This is a genomic window from Solirubrobacter ginsenosidimutans (assembly GCF_027587205.1).
The window spans coordinates 13,472-31,657 of sequence record NZ_JAPDOD010000049.1 but is presented as its reverse complement, the minus strand read 5'-3'; the positions used below and the strand labels follow the sequence as shown (position 1 = coordinate 31,657).

Annotated in this window: 17 protein-coding genes; 10 read left to right on the top strand and 7 right to left on the bottom strand. The window is 71.5% G+C overall.

The genetic code is table 11. The features are described from left to right. Positions 1-37 precede the first annotated feature (37 nt). Positions 38-817 carry an ABC transporter permease gene (locus OM076_RS35200; RefSeq protein WP_270044853.1) on the top strand — a complete coding sequence of 260 codons (780 nt, stop codon included), beginning with the start codon at positions 38-40 and terminating at the stop codon, positions 815-817. Positions 818-826: 9 nt separating this feature from the next. Next, positions 827-2,440: a glycoside hydrolase family 13 protein gene (locus tag OM076_RS35195; protein WP_270044852.1), complete on the top strand. Its 1,614-nt coding sequence runs from the start codon at positions 827-829 to the stop codon at positions 2,438-2,440. Here the strand turns inward: OM076_RS35195 and OM076_RS35190 are convergent. Together OM076_RS35190 and OM076_RS35185 are read right to left on the bottom strand one after the other, a co-directional pair. Next, a complete protein-coding gene (locus OM076_RS35190; protein ID WP_270044851.1) occupies positions 2,367-3,629 on the bottom strand; it encodes a uracil-xanthine permease family protein in 1,263 nt (420 codons plus the stop codon). The genes OM076_RS35195 and OM076_RS35190 overlap by 74 nt on opposite strands. A 23-nt stretch (positions 3,630-3,652) precedes the next feature. Further along, positions 3,653-6,562, bottom strand: a complete 2,910-nt coding sequence (locus tag OM076_RS35185; protein WP_270044850.1) for a helix-turn-helix transcriptional regulator — start codon at positions 6,560-6,562, stop codon at positions 3,653-3,655. Positions 6,563-6,667: 105 nt separating this feature from the next. Between OM076_RS35185 and OM076_RS35180 the strand changes: the two genes are divergently transcribed. After that, positions 6,668-7,336 (top strand): hypothetical protein, encoded by a 669-nt coding sequence (locus tag OM076_RS35180; protein WP_372518117.1) that lies wholly within the window; start codon positions 6,668-6,670, stop codon positions 7,334-7,336. On the opposite strand, the gene OM076_RS35175 is transcribed toward OM076_RS35180, so the two are convergent. Then, a complete protein-coding gene (locus tag OM076_RS35175; RefSeq protein ID WP_270044848.1) occupies positions 7,333-8,454 on the bottom strand; it encodes an acyltransferase family protein in 1,122 nt (373 codons plus the stop codon). The two genes, OM076_RS35180 and OM076_RS35175, sit on opposite strands and share 4 nt — an antisense overlap. A gap of 16 nt (positions 8,455-8,470) precedes the next feature. Here OM076_RS35175 and OM076_RS35170 point away from each other — a divergent pair, with 16 nt between their 5' ends. The 3 genes from OM076_RS35170 to OM076_RS35160 are packed head-to-tail and all read left to right on the top strand — an operon-like array spanning position 8,471 to position 12,134. After that, complete coding sequence (locus OM076_RS35170; RefSeq protein ID WP_270044847.1) at positions 8,471-10,519, top strand: RecQ family ATP-dependent DNA helicase; 2,049 nt, start codon at positions 8,471-8,473, stop codon at positions 10,517-10,519. Between the two features lie 19 nt (positions 10,520-10,538). Next, positions 10,539-11,195, top strand: a complete 657-nt coding sequence (locus tag OM076_RS35165) for a cobalamin B12-binding domain-containing protein (protein ID WP_270044846.1) — start codon at positions 10,539-10,541, stop codon at positions 11,193-11,195. 18 nt (positions 11,196-11,213) lie between these two features. Then, entirely contained in the window at positions 11,214-12,134 is a 921-nt protein-coding gene (locus OM076_RS35160; RefSeq protein ID WP_270044845.1) for a carbohydrate kinase family protein, read from the top strand. Here the strand turns inward: OM076_RS35160 and OM076_RS35155 are convergent. After that, positions 12,111-13,571: an MFS transporter gene (locus OM076_RS35155; RefSeq protein WP_270044844.1), complete on the bottom strand. Its 1,461-nt coding sequence runs from the start codon at positions 13,569-13,571 to the stop codon at positions 12,111-12,113. The two genes, OM076_RS35160 and OM076_RS35155, sit on opposite strands and share 24 nt — an antisense overlap. A 59-nt stretch (positions 13,572-13,630) precedes the next feature. On the opposite strand from OM076_RS35155, the gene OM076_RS35150 reads away from it, so the two are divergent. Continuing rightward, the gene (locus OM076_RS35150) at positions 13,631-14,059 is read left to right on the top strand and encodes a MarR family winged helix-turn-helix transcriptional regulator (RefSeq protein ID WP_270044843.1); all 429 of its coding nucleotides are present in this window, start codon (positions 13,631-13,633) and stop codon (positions 14,057-14,059) included. Here the strand turns inward: OM076_RS35150 and OM076_RS35145 are convergent. Beyond that, positions 14,056-14,202 carry a hypothetical protein gene (locus tag OM076_RS35145; protein WP_270044842.1) on the bottom strand — a complete coding sequence of 49 codons (147 nt, stop codon included), beginning with the start codon at positions 14,200-14,202 and terminating at the stop codon, positions 14,056-14,058. The two genes, OM076_RS35150 and OM076_RS35145, sit on opposite strands and share 4 nt — an antisense overlap. 114 nt (positions 14,203-14,316) lie before the next feature. On the opposite strand from OM076_RS35145, the gene OM076_RS35140 reads away from it, so the two are divergent. Beyond that, positions 14,317-15,297: a nitronate monooxygenase gene (locus OM076_RS35140; RefSeq protein ID WP_270044841.1), complete on the top strand. Its 981-nt coding sequence runs from the start codon at positions 14,317-14,319 to the stop codon at positions 15,295-15,297. On the opposite strand, the gene OM076_RS35135 is transcribed toward OM076_RS35140, so the two are convergent. Together OM076_RS35135 and OM076_RS35130 are read right to left on the bottom strand one after the other, a co-directional pair. Continuing rightward, positions 15,287-16,075, bottom strand: coding sequence for an SDR family NAD(P)-dependent oxidoreductase (locus OM076_RS35135; protein WP_270044840.1), 789 nt, complete (start codon positions 16,073-16,075; stop codon positions 15,287-15,289). The two genes, OM076_RS35140 and OM076_RS35135, sit on opposite strands and share 11 nt — an antisense overlap. Continuing rightward, entirely contained in the window at positions 16,072-16,593 is a 522-nt protein-coding gene (locus OM076_RS35130; protein WP_270044839.1) for a carboxymuconolactone decarboxylase family protein, read from the bottom strand. The genes OM076_RS35135 and OM076_RS35130 overlap by 4 nt, the downstream gene beginning before the upstream one ends. A 23-nt stretch (positions 16,594-16,616) precedes the next feature. Here OM076_RS35130 and OM076_RS35125 point away from each other — a divergent pair, with 23 nt between their 5' ends. Then, positions 16,617-17,333, top strand: a complete 717-nt coding sequence (locus OM076_RS35125; protein ID WP_270044838.1) for a protein kinase family protein — start codon at positions 16,617-16,619, stop codon at positions 17,331-17,333. 87 nt (positions 17,334-17,420) lie between these two features. Beyond that, positions 17,421-18,173 carry a CpsB/CapC family capsule biosynthesis tyrosine phosphatase gene (locus OM076_RS35120; RefSeq protein ID WP_270044837.1) on the top strand — a complete coding sequence of 251 codons (753 nt, stop codon included), beginning with the start codon at positions 17,421-17,423 and terminating at the stop codon, positions 18,171-18,173. The last annotated feature ends 13 nt before the right edge of the window (positions 18,174-18,186 follow it).

The window sequence follows — 18,186 nt, the reverse complement described above, 5'->3', positions numbered from 1 at the left end:
CGCGCGTGGCCCAGGGGCCCACGGGCCGGGTGACGGCATGAGCGCTCTCGCCGCTGAGCTCCCGCTGGCCGGGAAGTGGGTCACCGGCCGCATCAAGATGACCGCGCGCAACCCGCGCGCGCTGGTCTTCACCTTCGCCTTCCCGCTGATCCTGATCGTCCTGTTCAGCGCGCTGAACGGCAACGCCAAGGTCGACGCCTACGGCGAACACATCCGCTTCGCGCAGTTCTACACGCCCGCGATCGCGATCTTCAGCCTCGTCGCCGCCTGTTACACGTCGCTGGTGCTCGGCATCGCGACCGCTCGTGACCAGGGACTCCTGAAGCGGGTGCGCGGAACGCCGCTGCCGATGGGCATGTACCTCGGCTCGTGGGTGGTCGGCGCGGCCGCGACCGGCATCGGCGCGATCCTGCTGCTGTTCGTCGTCGCGATCCCGGCGTTCGGCGTCGACATCTACGCCCGCACGCTGCCTGCCGCGATCGTCACGCTGCTGCTCGGCGCCGCCTGCCTCGCCTCACTCGGCGTCGCCGTCGCCTCGCTGGTCAAGAGCGCCGACCAGGCGATGCCGGTCGCGCAGCTGACCTTCCTGCCGGTCTCGTTCATCTCCGGGATCTGGTTCCCGCTCGACGGCGCGCCCGACTGGCTCATCCACGTCGCGCACTTCTTCCCGCTCTACCACATCGTCAACGCGTTCGGCAGCTGCTTCGTCCCCGGTCAGTCGGGCAGCGCGTTCAACGCCTCCGACCTGACCGCGATGGTGATCTGGACCGCGGTCGGCCTGTTCGTGGCGGTGCGCCGCTTCCGCTGGGAGCCGTAGTCTGGCTCGATGAGCTGGTTCAAGAGCGCGGTCGTCTACCAGATCTACCCCCGGTCGTTCGCCGATTCGGACGGCGATGGGATCGGTGATCTGGGCGGGATCGCCGCGCACCTGGACCACCTGGCGGAGCTGGGCGTCGACGTGCTGTGGCTGTCGCCCGTCTATCCCTCGCCGCAGGACGACGCCGGGTACGACATCAGCGACTACCAGGACATCGAGCCGGTCTTCGGGACGCTCGCGCAGTTCGACGAACTGCTCGCGGGCGTCCACGCGCGTGGGATGAAGCTGATCATGGACCTCGTCGTCAACCACACGTCCGACGAGCATCCGTGGTTCGTCGAGTCGCGGTCCTCGGTCGACTCCCCCAAGCGCGACTGGTACTGGTGGCGCCCGTCGGTGCCCAACGACTGGCGGTCGTTCTTCTCCGGTCCCGCGTGGGAGCTCGACGACGCGACCGGCGAGTACTACCTGCATCTGTTCTCGCGCAAGCAACCGGATCTCAACTGGGAGAACGCCGAGGTTCGCGAGGCCGTCTACGAGATGATGCGCTGGTGGCTGGACCGGGGGATCGACGGCTTCCGAATGGACGTCATCAACCTGATCTCCAAGCCTCCTGGCCTGCCGGACGGCAACTCGTTCGCCTTGAATGCGCACGGGCCGCGGCTCCACGAGTTCGTGCAGGAGATGCACCGTGAGGTCTTCGCGGGTCGCTCCGGCCTGCTGACGGTCGGGGAGACGCCTGGCGCGACGGTCGAAGAGGGACGGCTGTTCACCGATCCCGCGCGCGCCGAGGTCGACATGATCTTCCAGTTCGAGCACGTGCAGCTCGACCAGGGGCCGACGTCGAAGTGGGACATCCACCCGCTGAAGCTCGTCGACCTCAAGCGGTCCTTGGGGCGCTGGCAGGCCGGGCTCGCCGACGTCGGCTGGAACTCGCTCTACTGGAACAACCACGACCAGCCGCGCGCGGTGTCGCGCTTCGGCGACGACGGCGAGCACCGGGTCGCCGCGGCGAAGATGCTCGCCACGGTCCTGCACCTGCACCGCGGGACGCCGTACGTCTACCAGGGCGAGGAGCTCGGGATGACGAACGCGCCGTGGGCGTCGATCGACGACTTCCGCGACATCGAGTCCTTGAATCACTACCGCGAAGCGGTCGCCGGCGGGGCATCGCCGGATGACGTGCTCTTCGCGTTGCGGAAGATGGGCCGCGACAACGCCCGCACGCCGGTGCAGTGGACGGCCGGCCCGCAGGCCGGGTTCACGACGGGCACGCCGTGGCTGCCGGTCAACCCGAACCACGTCGAGATCAACGCCGAGGCCGAGCGCGCGAACCCGGACTCGGTCTTCCATCACTACCGGCGGGTGATCTCGCTCCGGCATTCGTTGCCGGTGATCGCCGATGGCGACTTCACGATGCTCTTGGAAGACGAGCCGCGGGTCTACGCGTTCGTGCGCGCTCTGGACGGCGTCGAACTCCTCGTGCTCGGGAACTTCTCGGGCGACGAGGTGATCGTGTCTCTGCCCGGGTGGGAGGACGCCGAGGCGCTTATTGGAGCGCCGGGGCTGGTTCTGGGGCCGTGGGAGGGGAAGGCGCTATCGCGCGGAGGATCTGGTAGATGAGCACCGCGGCGAGCGTGCCGAGGGCGATGCCGGCGAAGGCGTAGTCGCCCCAGTTGAGGGTGAAGTTGCCGGCGCCGACGACCAGCGCGACGCCCGCGGTGGTGAGGTTGACCGGGTCGCGGAAGTCCACCCGCGCTTCGATCCAGATGCGGGCGCCGAGGACGGCGATCAGGCCGAAGAGGACCGTGACCGCGCCGCCGAGGACGCCGACCGGGATGGCGGCGATCACCGCGCCGAACTTCGGCAGCAGCGCGAGGGCGATCGCGATGGCGCCGGCGATGATGTAGGCGAGCGTGGAGTAGACGCGGGTGAGGCCCATCACGCCGATGTTCTCGGCGTAGGTGGTCGTGCCGGAGCCGCCGAGGGCGCCCGCGAGCGTGGTGGCGACGCCGTCGGCCATGATCGAGCGGCCGATCAGCGGGTCGAGGTCGCGCTCCGTCATCGCCGCCACCGCCTTCACGTGGGCGGCGTTCTCGGCGATCAGCACGAGGATCACGGACGGGACGATCAGCAGGATCGCGTGGCCGTCGAACGTCGGCGTGGTGAAGTCGGGGAAGCCGACCCAGTCGGCCTTGTGGACGGCCGTCCAGTCGACCTTGCCGAGGATCGCGGCGAAGACATAGCCGGCGGCGACGCCGAGGAAGACGGAGAGCTTCTGGGAGAGACCTCGGAGGCCCACGGTCGCGAGCAGGATCGCGGCGAGCGTGAAGAGCGCGATCCCTGCCTGCTGGGAGAACTGCTGCTTGGCGACGGGCGCGAGATTGAGGCCGATCAACGCGACGATCGCGCCGGTGACGACCGGCGGCAGGAGGAACTCGACGACGCGGTAGCCCGCGCGGTCGATGATCAACCCGACGAGGGCGAGCGCGATGCCGGCGACGAGGATCCCGCCGAGCGCCGCGGGGATGCCGCCGTCGGCCTTGGCCGCGAGCACCGGCGCGATGAAGGCGAAGCTCGAGCCGGTGTACGACGGGACTCGGTTGCGCGTGATGGCGACGAAGAGCAGCGTGCCGATGCCGCTGAAGAGCAGTGTCGTGCTGACCGGAAAGCCGATCAGCACCGGCACGATCGCCGTCGATCCGAACATCGCCAGCACGTGCTGGCCGCCGAGCCCGAGCATCGCGGGCAACGCGAGCCGCTCATCCGGTGCGATGACGTGGCCTTCGCCACCCTCCCGCAGCGTCCACATGCGGCGTCAAGCTACTCCGGGGGTCAGACGTCCCCGCGCTCGCGGCCGACCGCTTCGGCGACCCCGGCGCGGGAGCGCACGCCGAGCTTCCCGAACAGCCGGCTCATATGGCTCTCGACGGTCTTCTCGGAGAGGAACAGCTCGCCCGCGATCTCCTTGTTCGTGTGGCCCGCCGCGACCAGATCGGCGACCTCGCGCTCGCGCCCGGAGAGGCTGTCGAGCCCCTCGCCGCCGGCCACCGACCGCCGCCGCCGAGCGCCGGTCTTGACGCCGCGCCGCCGCAGCTCGCGAGCCGCCTCGTCACGTAGCCGCACCGCGCCACACCCACCGAGTTCGCTCTCGGCGCGCTCGAGGAGGGGAAGGCCGACGGCGTCGTCCGCCGCACGCCCGGCAAGGGTCCGCGCACGCCCGGCCTGGATCACCGCACCGACCGAGTCGGCCAGTTCGGCGGCGCGAAGCGCCGCGGGCAGAGCGGGGGGCGAGCCCGCGCTGGCGGGCGGCGACGAGGCCGCCGCGGACGCGGAGGTCTCGAGGTCGAGTTGCGCGCGGGCGCACAGCACCGCCGCCTCCGCGTAGGGCAGGCCCAGCCCGAGCGCGGCCGCTTCGCCCCGCGCCACCCACTCCGCCGCGGCCGACGGGCGGTCCAGCGCCAGTTCCGCGCGGGCGAGGATCGCGTAGAGCCAGGCGCGGCGGCCCGGTTCGACGCCCGCGAACTCCGGTGCGCCGCCGGCGCTCATCGCGGTCAGGCAGCCCTCCGGCTCGCCCGCCTCCAATTGCGCCGCGGCCACGTGCACGCGGGTCGCGCCCGACAACACGCTCTCGTCCAGGCCGTCCAGCAGCGCCATCGCCTCCGCACCCGCCGAGCGGGCGCGGCCCAGCTCGCCGCGCAGCGCGCTCACCCACGCGTCGGCGGTCAGCGCGAAGCAGAGCATCTGGCGGTTGCCCCACAGGCGCGCGCCCTCGACGGCGGCGTCGGCGGCCTCCGCCGCCTCGGCCAGCCGCCCGCGCACCTCCAAGGCGTGCGCCAGCCCGATCGTCATCGGGATCACGTACTGGCCCTGGCCGGAGGCGCGCGAGACGGTGATGCCGCGGCGGAAGTGGCGGATCGCGTCGTCGTAGCGCTCGCAGAAGAACTCGGCGAACCCGAGGTAGTACGCGGTGTCGAGCCGGCCGGCCAGCGCGCCGTCGTCCAAAGCGTCCAATCGCGCGGCCGCGTCGGCGCGCAGGGCCTGCGCGTCCGCGATCTCGCCCAGTCCGATCGCGCCGAAGCACTCCAGCGCCACCGCGACCGCGGCGAACGGCGCGGCATCGATCGACCCCGCGGTCTTCAAGGCCCGTTGCGCCCACGCGCGCACGCCCGCGAAGTCGCTGTCGTAGAGCGCGTCCGCGGCGAGCTCGACCTCGAGGTCGGCCGCCGCCCAGGCGGCCTCGCCGAGCTCGTCCAGCGCGCTCAACAGCCGCGCGTGCGCCGCCGCGTGCCGGCCGAGCAGGTTCTCGCACATCGCGCACCCGGCGACCAGCCGCGCGCGCACCGGCGCGAGCTCCGGGCCGACCAGCGCGAGTCCATCGTCCAGCGCCGAGAGCGCCGCCTCCAGACGACCGGTGGCCGCCAGCGCCTGCGCCAGGCCGACGAGCAGCTCCAGCCGCCGCGGCATCGTCTCCGGCGTCTCAGGAATCAGCCGCAGCGCCGCGCCGAAGCGATCCGCCGCGGTCGCCGGCGCGCGGGCGGCGGCATGGCGCCCCGCCTCGATCAGCACCTCCAAGGCCTCGTCATCGCCGGGCCGCGCGCAGCGCTCGAGGTGATGCGCCCGCGCCGCCAGCGATCCGCCGCGGGCGGTCAGCGACGCCGCCGCCCGCGCGTGCGCCGCGATCCGCCAGCCGTCGGCGGCCGACTCGTAGATCGCGAGGCGCACCAGCGGATGGCGGAACCGGTAGCGGCGCGGGACATCGGTGCCGGCCAGCAGCGCGCCCGCGAGCAGCTCGTCCAAGGCGTCGAGCGTCTCCGCTTCGGAGAGATCGGCGGCGGCCGACGCGAGGTCGAGGTCGACGGGATCGCCCGCCACCGCGGCGCCCTGGGCGAGCAGCCGTCCGGCCGCGCTCAGCGCCGCGACCTCCTGCTCCAGCGACCGCGCGACCGCCCGTGGCACACCGGCGCCGGCGGGCTCGGCGGCGACCGCGCGCCCCGCCGCGTGCTGGCGCGCGAGCTGCTGCAGGAAGAACGGGTTCCCGCCGCCCGCCTCGTAGATCTCGCCCCGCACGGGCCCGGGGATCTCCGCCCCCAGCAGGGTCTCGGCGTCGGCGAAGGACAGCGCGCCGAGCGAGTGCTCGATCACCGAGCCGTCGCGCTCCGCGGTCGCCAGCGCCGTGGCCAGCAAAGGCCGTACGGGCGCGGGCCGGAACGCGAGCGCGAGGGCGACCCGCCCGCGCGGCGGGCGCCGCAGGAGATGGGCGACGAGCTCCAAGGAGGCGTCGTCGGCCCAGTGCAGGTCGTCGAGCACGATCACGATCGGCCGCTGCTGCGCCAACGCCTCCAGCAGCGCACGCACCGCACGGTGCGTGCGGTAGCGCTCGTCCTGCAGCCCGGCCGGAACGTGCCCGACCGTCGGCAGCACCGCCGCCAACTCGGGAAGCTGATCGCCCACGAGCCGCTCCAGGCGGTCGACGCCGAGGAACTCCGCGTGCTCGGCCAGCGCGTCCTCCCAGACGCCGAACGGCAGCTCGCGCTCGAGCTCCGACGCCCGCCCACCCAATACCAGCGCACCGGCCGCATCAGCCCGCGAACCGAGCTCGTCGAGCAGCCGCGTCTTGCCGATCCCGCCCTCGCCGCTGAAGGCCAGAACGGCGCCACGGCGGGCTCCGAGGTCCTCCAAGGCCGCGTCGACGATCGCGAGCTCAGCGCGCCGACCGAGCAGCGATCCGTTGGTGGCAGCCATGGCTTCGATGCCAATTTATCCGCCAAGGGGCATCCGCTCGGCCCTCCCGTGCGGATAGATCCCCAGACACCTCCTCTCCACCCCCCTTTCAAAGCGAGGAACGAGATGCATATGAAGTCCCTGACGGCTCTGGCCGCCACAGCCGCCCTTGCCCTGGGCGCGACCGCCTGCGGTGGTTCTGACACCAGCACCACCAGCACAGGCACGACCACTACCAAGACCGACGCCGTGAAGCCGGTCGCCGAGATCCCCGCCCTCAGCGGCAAGGACACCGCCGTCACGCTCGACGCCGGTTTCGTCAAGGCGCTCGGCAGCCTCAAGCTCACCCCGGCGCCGGTCGGCACCGCGCAGATCTCCAAGGCCGGCGTCGCCTCCTTCCCGATCACGGGCGGCAACGTCACCTACTACAAGCCCGGCACCGAGTCCCCGTTCGTGCAGGGCATGATCGACCACGACGGCAGCGGCCTGAGCCTCACGGGCGGCGGCAAGAAGGTCGAGCTCACGAACTTCGAGGTCGACCCCGGCAAGTCGGTGTTGACCGGCAAGGTGACCGTCGACGGCAAGATCGCCGCCGAGTCCGCGCCGCTGTTCTTCCTCGACGGCCGCACGCTGAAGCCGCTCGAGACCGGCGCCGACAACACCGCGATCCTCGAGGGCACGACCGTCAAGCTCAAGCAGGAGGCCGCCGACCTGCTCAATCAGACGTTCAGCACCGACGCGCTGAAAGCCGGCTTCGTGATCGGCGTCGCCAAGATCACCGTCAACACCGCTTAGGCTTCGGCCGCCGCAAGCGGTTCCCGGGCGGGTGAGCGCTTTGCGAGCGCCCGCCCGCTCAGTGCTATCGCGGGCTTCTCGATCAGGAACCACGAGGCCGTCGCGAGCGCGAACGTCAGCGGCAGCACCAGTTCCATCGCGGGCACGAAGCGCTCCGGGAAGCGATCGTGCAGCTCGAGCCCGTAGAGCACCGGCATGTGCCACAGGTAGACGCCGAAGGACAGCGTGCCGAGGGCGCGCATCGGCGGGCTCGCGAGCAGCCGCCCGGGCCGCGCGGCGATCGCGGCGACGACCGCGCCGAAGCCGATCGCGGCGGGCAGGTCGCCGATCGCATGACCGGGCGTCCCGGTCCCGCCGCGGCTGTGCCACCAGCCGTTGGCCACCACCAGAACCGTGCCGAGCACGGCGATCCCGGTGATGTGTACATGTTGCATACGACGCGTATACCGGGGTCTGACCCCGGTATACGACTTGGATGCAACGGCGGCGGCGATGCCCGCGGCGAAGGCGCCGAGGTAGGACGGGAGCGTCCAGAGGGTCTCGGGCGGCCAGGCGTGGATGGTGCCCGCCGTGGTCCAGGCGAGGCCGGCGAGCAGCAGCGTCACCGGCACGAGGAGCGGGCGCTTGGCGCGCAGCAGGGCCAGGCCGATCAGCGGCAGGACGACGTAGAAGGAGACCTCGATGTGCAGCGACCACAGCGGCGGGTCGAGCTGGTTGCGGGTCTGCGGGAACACGTTGGCCAGGAAGACCATGAACTTGGGCAACTCGCTCGCCGCGACCTCGCGCCCGTGGCCCGTGCCGTGCAGCAGCGCGAACGTCCCGAGCACCGCCGCCCAGTAGGCGGGTGCGATGCGGGCGAAGCGGCGCACGGCGTAGCGGCCCAGCGACGGCGAGCGGCCGTTGACCCACGGCTGGGCGAGCAGGAAGCCCGACAGCACGAAGAAGAGCACGACCGCGATCCGGAACTCGCCGATCACCCGGTCGAGCACGTCGGTGCGGCCCGGCTTCGGGTAGAAGGCGTCCGTGTACATCCATACGTGCAGCACGACGACGGCCAGGGCGGCGAGGCCGCGCAGACCATCGAGTGCGTGCAGGCGGGGGCGAGAAATCCGGGCCACGTCCTAGGGTCAGGGTATGCGTCGTCCTGAAGAGCTCTTGAAGCGCCTCGCTGGTCCTGATGCCCAGTTCCGGGAGCATCAACGCGAGGCGATCACGGATCTCGTGGACGACCGCGCTCGCGTGCTGTGCGTGCAGCGGACCGGCTGGGGCAAGTCCGCGGTCTACTTCCTCGCCACCTCGCTGCTGCGCGAGCAGGGCGCCGGCCCGGCGCTGATCGTCTCGCCGCTACTGGCGCTGATGCGCAACCAGATCGCCGCCGCCGAAAAGCTCGGCATCCGCGCGCACACGATCAACTCGACCAACCGCGACGGGTGGGACGAGGTGCGTCAACTGCTCGAGACGGACGCCGTCGACCTGCTCCTGATCAGCCCGGAGCGGCTGAACAACCCCCAGTTCCGCAACAGCATGCTTCCCCTCTTCGCCGAGCGGGTCGGCCTGCTGGTGGTCGACGAGGCGCACTGCATCTCCGACTGGGGCCACGACTTCCGGCCCGACTACCGGCGCCTGCAGGAGATGCTCGAGCGCCTCCCGCAAGGCGTGGCGGTGCTGTGCACCACCGCGACCGCCAACGACCGCGTGGTCGCCGACGTCGCCGAGCAGTTGCAGCTGGGCGGGCACGCGGGGGCGCTGAAGACCTACCGCGGTCCACTCGGCCGCAAGTCGCTGCGGCTGGAGGTCGTCGACCTCCCCGCCCAGGCGGATCGCCTCGCCTGGCTCGCCACCCACCTGCCGCAGCTCCCCGGCAGCGGCATCGTCTACACGCTCACCAAGCGCGACGCCGACACCGTCGCCGAATGGCTCAACGGCCACGGCGTGCCCGCCGAGGCCTACAGCGGCGAAGTCGCGACCGAGCGGCGCGTCGGGGTCGAGGAGCGGCTGCTCAACAACGATCTCAAGGCCGTCGTCGCGACCAGCGCGCTCGGAATGGGCTACGACAAGCCCGATCTCGGCTTCGTCGTCCACTACCAGGCGCCGGGCAGCGTCATCTCCTACTACCAGCAGGTCGGCCGCGCGGGGCGGGCGATCGAGCGGGCCGACGTCGTGCTGCTGCGCGGCCGCGAGGACCGCCGGATCCAGGACTTCTTCATCGAGCAGGCGTTTCCGCCCAAGGACCGCGTGGACCGCGTGCTCGAGGCGCTCGACGACGACGGCGGCGCGACGACGAACGAGCTGATGGGCGCGGTCAACCTCGGCAAGAGCCGGATCGAGGCGATGCTCAAGGTGCTCGACGTCGAGGGCGCGGTCTCCCGCAACGGCACCCGCTGGACGCGCGTGCCGGGCAGCGACTGGACCTACGACGGCGACCGCTACGCCCACGTCACCCAGCTGCGCCGCCACGAGCAGGAGGCGATGGCCGCGTTCGGCGCCGACGGCCGCTGCCTGATGCGGGTGCTCCTGGAGGAGCTCGACGACCCCGATCCGCAGGACTGCGGCGTGTGTGCCATCTGCACGGCGCCGAAGTTCAACGGCGAGCTGGACGCGCGCCTCGTCCGCGAGGCCGCGCTGCACCTGCGCTCACGGCCCCTGATCCTCGACGTCAAGAAGATGGCTCCGGACGCCGAGGGCAAGATGAAGAAGCTCGGCGACGACGTCCGCAGCGAGGAGGGCCGCGCGCTCGCCCGCCTCGGCGACGGTGGCTGGGATCCGCTGATCCAAGCGGGGCGCCGGGAGGGGCGCTTCGGCGACGAGCTGGTCGAAGCCGCCGCCGAGGCCGTGCGCTCCTGGCGCGCGCCGGTGCGCTGGGTCGCCGCGGTTCCCTCCAAGCGCACGGGGACGCTCGTGCCTGACTTCGCGCGGCGGCTCGCCGAGGCGCTCGAGTTGCCGTTCCACCCCGTCCTGCAGCGGGTCGGCGACAACCCGCCGCAGCGGGAGATGACCAACTCCGTCCAACAGGTCGCCAACGTCCGCGGCGAGTTCGCGGTCACGCAAGGCCCGCCTCCCGGGGCGTGCCTGCTGGTCGACGACGTCCGCTTCAGCGGCTGGACGCTCGCGATGGTCGCCGGCCAGCTGCGCCGCAAGGGATCCGGCCCAGTTCACCCGCTCGCTCTATCCACCGCGTATTGACCGGTGTAGAACTGCTCATGTGGTCGGGCCTACGCTGCTCCGGCTCCGCCGGACTTTCACCCACGCGCTGTTCGCCGGGGATGCTCAGGCGGCCGAGCGTGCGGTCAGCGAGGCGATGGACAGCGGCCTGACCGCGGCCGAGATCGACATCGAGCTGATCACCCCCGCGCTGATCATGATCGGCGACAAGTGGGCGACCGGGGAGATCAGCGTGGCCGACGAGCACCTCGCGTCGGAGATAGCACTGCGCGTCCTCGCGCTCCAGCGCGAGCGGCGTCGCGGCGAGCGTCTGCGTCGCGGGCGTCGGGTGCTGCTGCTCGCGCCCCAGGGCGAGCGCCACGTGATCGGCCTCAACATGGCGTCGGACCTTCTCCTCGAAGCCGGGTACGACACGCGGCTGCTCGGTGCCGACGTCCCGCTCGCCGACATCGGGCTCGCGGCGGCGCGCAACCACGCGGACGTCGTCGCCTTCACCGCCACGATGCCCGACAGCGCCGAGCGCCTGGACGCGGCGATCGACTATCTCCGGGCCGTCCGCCCGGAGACCGAGGTCGTGCTCGGCGGCTCCGCCGTGTCGTTCGAGCTCGCGGCGACCTGGAACGCCGCGGTCTGCCCGGACGTCTCGAGCGTCGTGGCGACGGTGGACGCGCTCGTCCACCACGCCCCACTGAACTGAGCCTGACAATCTACGGCCATGACGATCGTGGTCGGGGGCGAGGCGCTGATCGATCTCGTGCCGCAAGCGGCGGGCGAGTTGCGGGCGCATGCCGGAGGCGGCCCGTACACGACCGCGCGCACGCTGGGGCGTCTGGAGCAGGACGTCCACTACCTCGGCTGCATCTCCGACGACGGGTTCGGCGCGCGGCTGCGCGCCCAGCTGATCGAGGACGGCGTCAAGCTCGACACGGTGGTCGAGACGCCGCTGCCGACCACGCTCGCGCTGGCCGAGCTCGACGAGCGCGGCGCGGCGACCTATCGCTTCTACAGCGAAGGGACGAGCGCTCCCGCTCTGGAGCCCGACGCGGCGCTGGCCGCGCTGCCGGAGACGGTGGACTTCCTGCACGTCGGCACGCTGGGGCTCGTGATGGAGCCGACGGCGCTGGCGCTGCAGGCGGTCGTCGAGGCCGTCGCCGAGCGCGCGCTGATCATGGTCGACCCCAATTGCCGGCCGACGTTCATCCCCGATCGCGGGACCTATCGCCGCAGCCTCGCGGCGACGCTGCGCTTCGCCCACGTCGTCAAGGTCTCAAACGACGACCTCGAGTACCTGGAGCCGGGCGTGGACCCGATCCGCGCCGCGCGCAACCTGCTCGAGGACGGCCCGCGGGTCGCCCTCGTGACGCTCGGCGGCGACGGCGCGATGATCGTCACCGCCAGCGGGGAGACGACCGTCGCGGCGCCGCGGATCGAGGTCGTCGACACGATCGGCGCCGGCGACTCGTTCGGCGGCGGCTTCCTCGCCTACTGGCAGAGCAAGGGCCTGGACCGCGCCGCGCTCGAAGACGCGGACACGGTGCGGGCGGCGACGACGTTCGCGTGTGTCGTCGCCGCCCGCACCTGCGAGCGCGCCGGGGCGGACCCGCCCCGCTGGTCAGACCTCGACGGCGACCTCTGAGCCCGCGCCGCGCGCTTGCACGCGCGCCGGGACCCGCAGGACGGTCAGCGCGAGTGCGATGCCGACCACGACCGCGCCGGCGGCAAGCTCGAACGCCAGGTGATAGCCGCCGGTCAGGGCAGCGGCGTTGCTCGCACCGTCGGCGGCGAGCGAGCCGGTGCGTGAGGCGGCGAGAGTGCCGAGGACCGCGATCCCGAGCGCCCCTGCGAGCTGCATCGAGACATTGACGATGCCCGAGCCCAGGCCGGCATCCTGCTCCGGCACCCCGCTCATGGCGATCGTCAGCAGCGGCAGCATCGCCGTGCCCATCCCGAGGCCCATCAGGGCGAACGGGATGAACAGCTCGGGGAAGTACGACGCACCCTCACCCGCGTGCGTCAGCAGGAGCAGCGCGGCGACGACGAAGGACATGCCGAGGACGACGGTGCGCTCCGGCCCGAGCCGTGCCATCACCTTCGCGGTGGTGCCCAGCGACAGCGCGCCGACGGTCAGCGTCATCGGCAGGAACGCCAGCCCGGTGTCCCACGCGCCGTAGCCGAGCACGTGCTCGACGTAGAGCGTGCCGAGCACCCAGGTGCCGAACATCCCGATGACGAGGAAGCTGCGGACGACGCTCGCGCCGATCAGCGTCCGCACACGCAGGATCCGGAAGGGGAGGATCGGGTTCTCGATCCGCGACTCCCAGGCCGCGAACGCGGCGAGCAGGATCACGGCGGCGCCGCCGAAGCCGAGCGTATGACCCGACGCCCAGCCATGGTCGGCCGCGGTCACGATCGCGTAGACGGCGACCATCATCGCGGAGGTCACCAGCACCGAGCCGGTGGCATCGATGCCGCCCCTGAGGCCGAGCCCGGGACGGTTCTCGATCAGCCGCGCGCCGAGTGCGAGCACGGCGATGCCGATCGGCAGGTTGACGTAGAAGATCCAGTGCCAGTCGACGGACTGGACGAGCGCGCCACCGAGCAGCAGGCCGAGCGAGCCGCCGGAGGTGACGACGAACATGTAGGCGCCCATCGCCTTGACGCGCTCGTCGGGGCGCGGGAAGTCGGTGACGATGAGGGCGATGATCACGGAGGTGGAGATCGCGCCGCCGAGACCCTGGAGGAAGCGGGCGGCGATCAGCAGCAGCTGGCTGTCGGCCACGCCGCACAGGGCGGAGGCGATCGTGAAGAGGGTGACGCCGGAGAGGAAGACCCGCTTGCGACCGACCAGGTCGCCAAGCCGTCCGGCCATCAGCAGAAAACTCCCGTAGGAGATGAGGTAGGCGCCGACCACCCAAGTGAGGTCGGCTTGCGAAAAGCGCAGATCGCGCTGGATGACGGGAAGGGCGACGTTGACGATCGTCATGTCGACGACCATCATCAGTTGCCCAAGGCACACCACGACCAACGCCATCCACTGGCGCCGTGAGGCGCTCTCTGAAGTATGGATAGTCACTGGACTAGTGACTATATTGGGTCCATGACCATCACGCAACCGCTATTATCTGGACGGACATGTCCACTTCGCCCTCGCCCGGCTCGATCGTCCTGCTGACGCGGCTGTCGCGCTTGGTCTACAAGCGCGCGACGGAGGACGTCCTCGGAATGCGCCTGAAGGCGTACGTGACGCTGTCGAACCTGCGTGAGGGCCCGCGCAGTCAGCAGGACCTCTGCATCGCCATGCACCTGGACCCGAACAACTGCGTCCTGATGCTCAACGACCTCGAGAGCGAGGGCTACGTGGAGCGCAGGCGCGACCCGGCGGACCGCCGGCGCCACATCGTGAAGATGACGCCGGCCGGCCACAAGGCGATGCTCGCCGCCGAGCGCGCGATGGAGTCGCTCGAGGACGACGTCCTCGGTGCGCTCGACGTTGGCGAGCGCGAAGTGCTGCGTTCGCTGCTCGACCGCGCGCTCGCGGCCGAGCCGTCGCTCACGCCCTAGGCGTGGAGGTGTGGGCGGCTGCAGCCGCCCTCGAAGCACACCTCGGGGAACGAATCGCTCGTGCCCTGATGGAAGTGGGGGGTGGGCTCGGAGTACGGCGCATCGCCGAATGTCCGCCGGATGGCGTTGAGAAGCTTGGTCATGGTGAGATCCTGGGGAGGAGTGGGGAGGAGAGATACACCCATTCTTTCGGCAGGGCGCGCCGAGATAGTAACAAGCTTGTGACAATTCAAATGCCTGCTAACAACGATAAACCTGTGCTGTTCGACACACTCGGAGTCCCGATCGTCCTGGCTCCGATGGCCGGGGGGCCGACGACGCCGGAGCTCGTGGCAGCCGTCTCCGAGGCCGGTGGGCTGGGGTTTCTCGCCGCCGGCTACCTGAGCGCGGACGCGCTGGCGGAGCGGATCGAGGCGGTGCGGGCGCTCACATCGCGGCCGTTCGGCGTGAACCTGTTCGTCCCGGGCCCGCCGTCGCCCCCGTCGGTGTTCGCGGCCTACGTCGCGGGCCTGGAGGCCGAGGGGCTGCAGGTCGGCGCGCCGCTCTACGACGACGATGACTGGGAGGCGAAGCTCGCGCTGCTGGAGCGGATGCCGGCGGTCGCGGCCGTCTCGTTCACGTTCGGGCTGCCCGACGACGACGTGCTCTCGCGCGTCCGGGCGACCGGCGCGGAGGTCTGGGTGACCGTCACGTGCCCGGAGGAGGCCTACGCGGCGGCGGATGTCGCCGACGCGCTGGTCGTGCAGGGCGCCGAGGCGGGCGGGCACCGCGGTGCGTGGAAGGACGGGCCCGACGCTGAGCCGATCGCGCTCTTGGCGCTGCTGCAGCTGATCGACGCCGACGTGCCGCTGGTCGCCTCAGGCGGGATCGCGACGCGCGCCGCCGTCCAGGCGGTGCTGGCGCTCGGCGCTCGCGCCGCCCAGGTCGGCACGGCGTTCATGCGCGCCCCCGAGGCGGGCACGTCGGACGCGCACAAGCTCGCTCTGACGACCAGCGCCACCACCGGCCTCACCCGCGCGTTCAGCGGCCGGCTCGCCCGCGGCATCCACAACCGCTTCATGGACGAGCACACCGGCGCGCCGATCGCCTATCCCGAGATCCACCACGCGACGTCGCCGGTCCGCGCCGCCGCGCGCAAGGCGGGTGACGCGGACCTGATCAACCTCTGGGCGGGTGAGGCGCACCGGCTCGCCGAGGCGCTCCCGGCCGCGGAGATCGTCCGCAAGCTCAGCGGGTGAGCAGTCCCGCGTCGATCACGAACTCGCTGCCGGTCATGTAGCGCGCCTTCTCGCTGACGAGGAAGCGCACCGCCTCGGCGACGTCGGACGTCTCCACCCACGGCACCGGCAGCAGGTTGCCCGCCGACGCCTCGGCGATCTCGCGCGGCGTCTTGCCCTCCATCTCCGCCAGCCCGTCGTTGAGCGGCGTGTCGACGCCGGTCGGGTGGATCGAGACGACGCGAATCCCGTACGGCGCGAGCTCGATCGCCCACGACTTGGTCAGCCCGGTCAGGCCCCATTTGGAGGCCGCGTAGTGCGAGAGCCGGCCCATCCCGCGCAGGCCGGCGATCGAGGAGTTGTTGACGATCACGCCGGCGCGCGCCTCGATCATGTGCGGGATCACGTGGCGGGCGACGATCCACGGGCCCTTGAGGTTGATGTCGATCATCGTGTCCCACGCGGTCTCGGTGAGCTCGTGGGCGAGGCCATAGGCGCAGATCCCGGCGTTGTTGAACAGCACGTCGATGCGGCCGAAGTGCGCGAACGCGTCGGCGACGGCGGCGCCGACCGCGGCGTCCTCACGCACGTCGGCCACGAACGTCAGGCAGTCGCGGCCGAGCGCCTTGACCTCGTCGCGCAGCGAGTCCAGCTCGCCGGATGAGCCCATCCGGTAGGCCGGGTACTCGAGCGCCTTGGCGACGTCCAGGGCGACGACGTCGTAGCCATCGGCAGCGAGCGCCAGCGCGGTCGCGCGGCCCTGCCCGTGGGCGGCGCCCGTGATCAGCGCGACGGTCATCCGGCGTAGGTGTGCAGGTAGCCGTCGAGGTCGACCGCCAGCGCGTCGTTGAACACGTTGGTGGCGACCATGATCGCGCCGAACGCGGTCAGCGTCACGATCTGCGCCGTGTCCAGGCGCTCGGCGAGGCGCGCGTGCAGCGCATCGTCGACGGAGTGCGGATCGGTGCCCAGCCGCCGCCCGAAGTCCACGATCAGCTCGTCGAAGTCGTCGAGGGCCAATGTCGCGGGATCCTCCCCGTTGTCGATCAACAGCCGCCGGAAGAACGTCGAGCAGATCAGACAGTCGCTCGCGGTCGAGATCGCGTGGCAGAACAGCCACGTTCGCCGCTGACCGAGGACCGGCTCGATCGCGTCGTGCAGGGGATACCACTGCAAAAGCGCGTCGAGCGCGACCGGGGAGTGGGCGAGCGTCCACTTCATGTTCGTCATCCGGCTGCCGGTGGCCACGTGGGCGGCGGCCAACTCCTGGGAGCCGGGAGGAGCCGACGTTTCGTCGACCGGGGCGATGCGAGCCATCCGGAGATCCTATGGTTGGCAGCGTGCAACCCGGGGGCGAGCTCGGCGGCTACCTGATCGAGGCCGTGGAGCGCGAGGACGCAAGCGTGGCCGTATTGCGGGCGCATGAGCCGCACGACGGCCGCACCGTGACGCTCCACGTCGCCGGCGAGCCGCCCGGAGCGCTCGCCACCGTCCGCTTCCTCGAGCGCGCCCACCGCCTCGGCACCGTCGAGCACCCGAACCTCCTCGGCGTCTACGACATTTGCACGCTCGACGGCCGCGCGGTCGCCGTCGCCGAGGCGCCGAGCGGCACCCGCCTCGACGAGCTGCTCAGCCGCGGCCCGATGTCCCAGACCCCGTCGGTCAAGCTCGCCCGCCAGGTCGCCTCCGCCGTCGACGCCCTGGAGGAGGCCGGCGCGGCCCCGCCGCCCCTCACCCCCGAGCGGATCTGGGTCGACGCCGGCGGCGACGCCCACCTCGACGGTCTCGACGCCCACCTCGGCGTCACCCCACCCGCCGCGTCCTCGTCGGCCTCGATCGCCCGCCTGCTCGCCTCGATGACCCGCGACCCCTGCGACGACCTCGAGCTCGTCATCACCCGCGCCGTCGAAGGCGCCTACCTCTCGGCGGGCCAGCTGGCCGAGGAACTGCAGCGGGTGGAGGCGACGCGCGCCCGCCACCGCCGCGACACGGTGCTCACGATCACGCTCTGCGCCACTCTCGTCCTGATCATTGTGCTCCTCGTCACACTCACCTGACTTTCGCCGATTAGCAGATGTTTTGATGAGGTGAAAGCGGCCTTCCCCGCACCGGACCGGCTGTTACCACTTAGGGGAGTGACTTACGTGGATCTCCACTCGCATCTCCTCCCCGGCCTCGATGACGGGGCTGAGTCGATGGAGGAGACCCGGCGGTTTGCCCGCCGGCTGCACGCCGAGGGCGTGCTCGACATCGCCTGCACCCCGCACATCAAGCGGGCGCACTTCCCCCGCATCGACATCGCCGAGCTGGCCGGCCGCCGCGAGGCCGCGCAGCGCGCGATCGAGGAGGACGGGATCGCCGTCCGCCTGCATCCCGGCGGCGAGCTCGCCGACGAGGACGCGCTGGAGCTGACCGAGCGCGAGTTGGCGCTGATCGCCCAGGGCCCGGAGCACGCGGCCTGGCTGCTGCTCGAATGCCCGTTCGAGGGCCTCGACTACGTGTTCGACGCCGCGGTCAAGCGGCTGACCGGCCTCGGCTACGGCCTCCTGCTCGCCCACCCCGAGCGCGTCCGCGGGCCGCTGGACCGGTTGGAGCCGCACGTCGAGAACGGCGCGCTGCTGCAGGTCAACGTCTCCTCGCTGCTCGGCGAGCACGGCGCACAGGCGCGCGACACCGCCGCGCGGCTCGTCCGCAACGGGCGCGCGTTCTGCCTCGCCGGCGACACCCATCCGGGCACCCGCGAGAGCACGCTCCCGCTCGGCTACCGGGCGCTCGTGCGCGCCGGAGCGAGCGAGATCCAGGCCCAGCGGTTGACGGAATCCAACCCGAAGTTCCTGCTCAACGAGGGCATCTCTCATCTGACCGAGACGATGCCCAGCGCCGACCGCATCCGTTAACGAGTAAGTTCGG

What these genes read in the sequence shown, in the direction of transcription:
- OM076_RS35200 (WP_270044853.1), top strand. Translation starts at nt 38, where the DNA reads ATGAGCGCTCTCGCCGCTGAGCTCCCGCTGGCCGGGAAGTGGGTCACC.
- OM076_RS35195 (WP_270044852.1), top strand. Translation starts at nt 827, where the DNA reads ATGAGCTGGTTCAAGAGCGCGGTCGTCTACCAGATCTACCCCCGGTCG.
- OM076_RS35190 (WP_270044851.1), bottom strand. Translation starts at nt 3,629, where the DNA reads ATGTGGACGCTGCGGGAGGGTGGCGAAGGCCACGTCATCGCACCGGAT.
- OM076_RS35185 (WP_270044850.1), bottom strand. Translation starts at nt 6,562, where the DNA reads ATGGCTGCCACCAACGGATCGCTGCTCGGTCGGCGCGCTGAGCTCGCG.
- OM076_RS35180 (WP_372518117.1), top strand. Translation starts at nt 6,668, where the DNA reads ATGCATATGAAGTCCCTGACGGCTCTGGCCGCCACAGCCGCCCTTGCC.
- OM076_RS35170 (WP_270044847.1), top strand. Translation starts at nt 8,471, where the DNA reads ATGCGTCGTCCTGAAGAGCTCTTGAAGCGCCTCGCTGGTCCTGATGCC.
- OM076_RS35160 (WP_270044845.1), top strand. Translation starts at nt 11,214, where the DNA reads ATGACGATCGTGGTCGGGGGCGAGGCGCTGATCGATCTCGTGCCGCAA.
- OM076_RS35150 (WP_270044843.1), top strand. Translation starts at nt 13,631, where the DNA reads ATGTCCACTTCGCCCTCGCCCGGCTCGATCGTCCTGCTGACGCGGCTG.
- OM076_RS35145 (WP_270044842.1), bottom strand. Translation starts at nt 14,202, where the DNA reads ATGACCAAGCTTCTCAACGCCATCCGGCGGACATTCGGCGATGCGCCG.
- OM076_RS35135 (WP_270044840.1), bottom strand. Translation starts at nt 16,075, where the DNA reads ATGACCGTCGCGCTGATCACGGGCGCCGCCCACGGGCAGGGCCGCGCG.
- OM076_RS35130 (WP_270044839.1), bottom strand. Translation starts at nt 16,593, where the DNA reads ATGGCTCGCATCGCCCCGGTCGACGAAACGTCGGCTCCTCCCGGCTCC.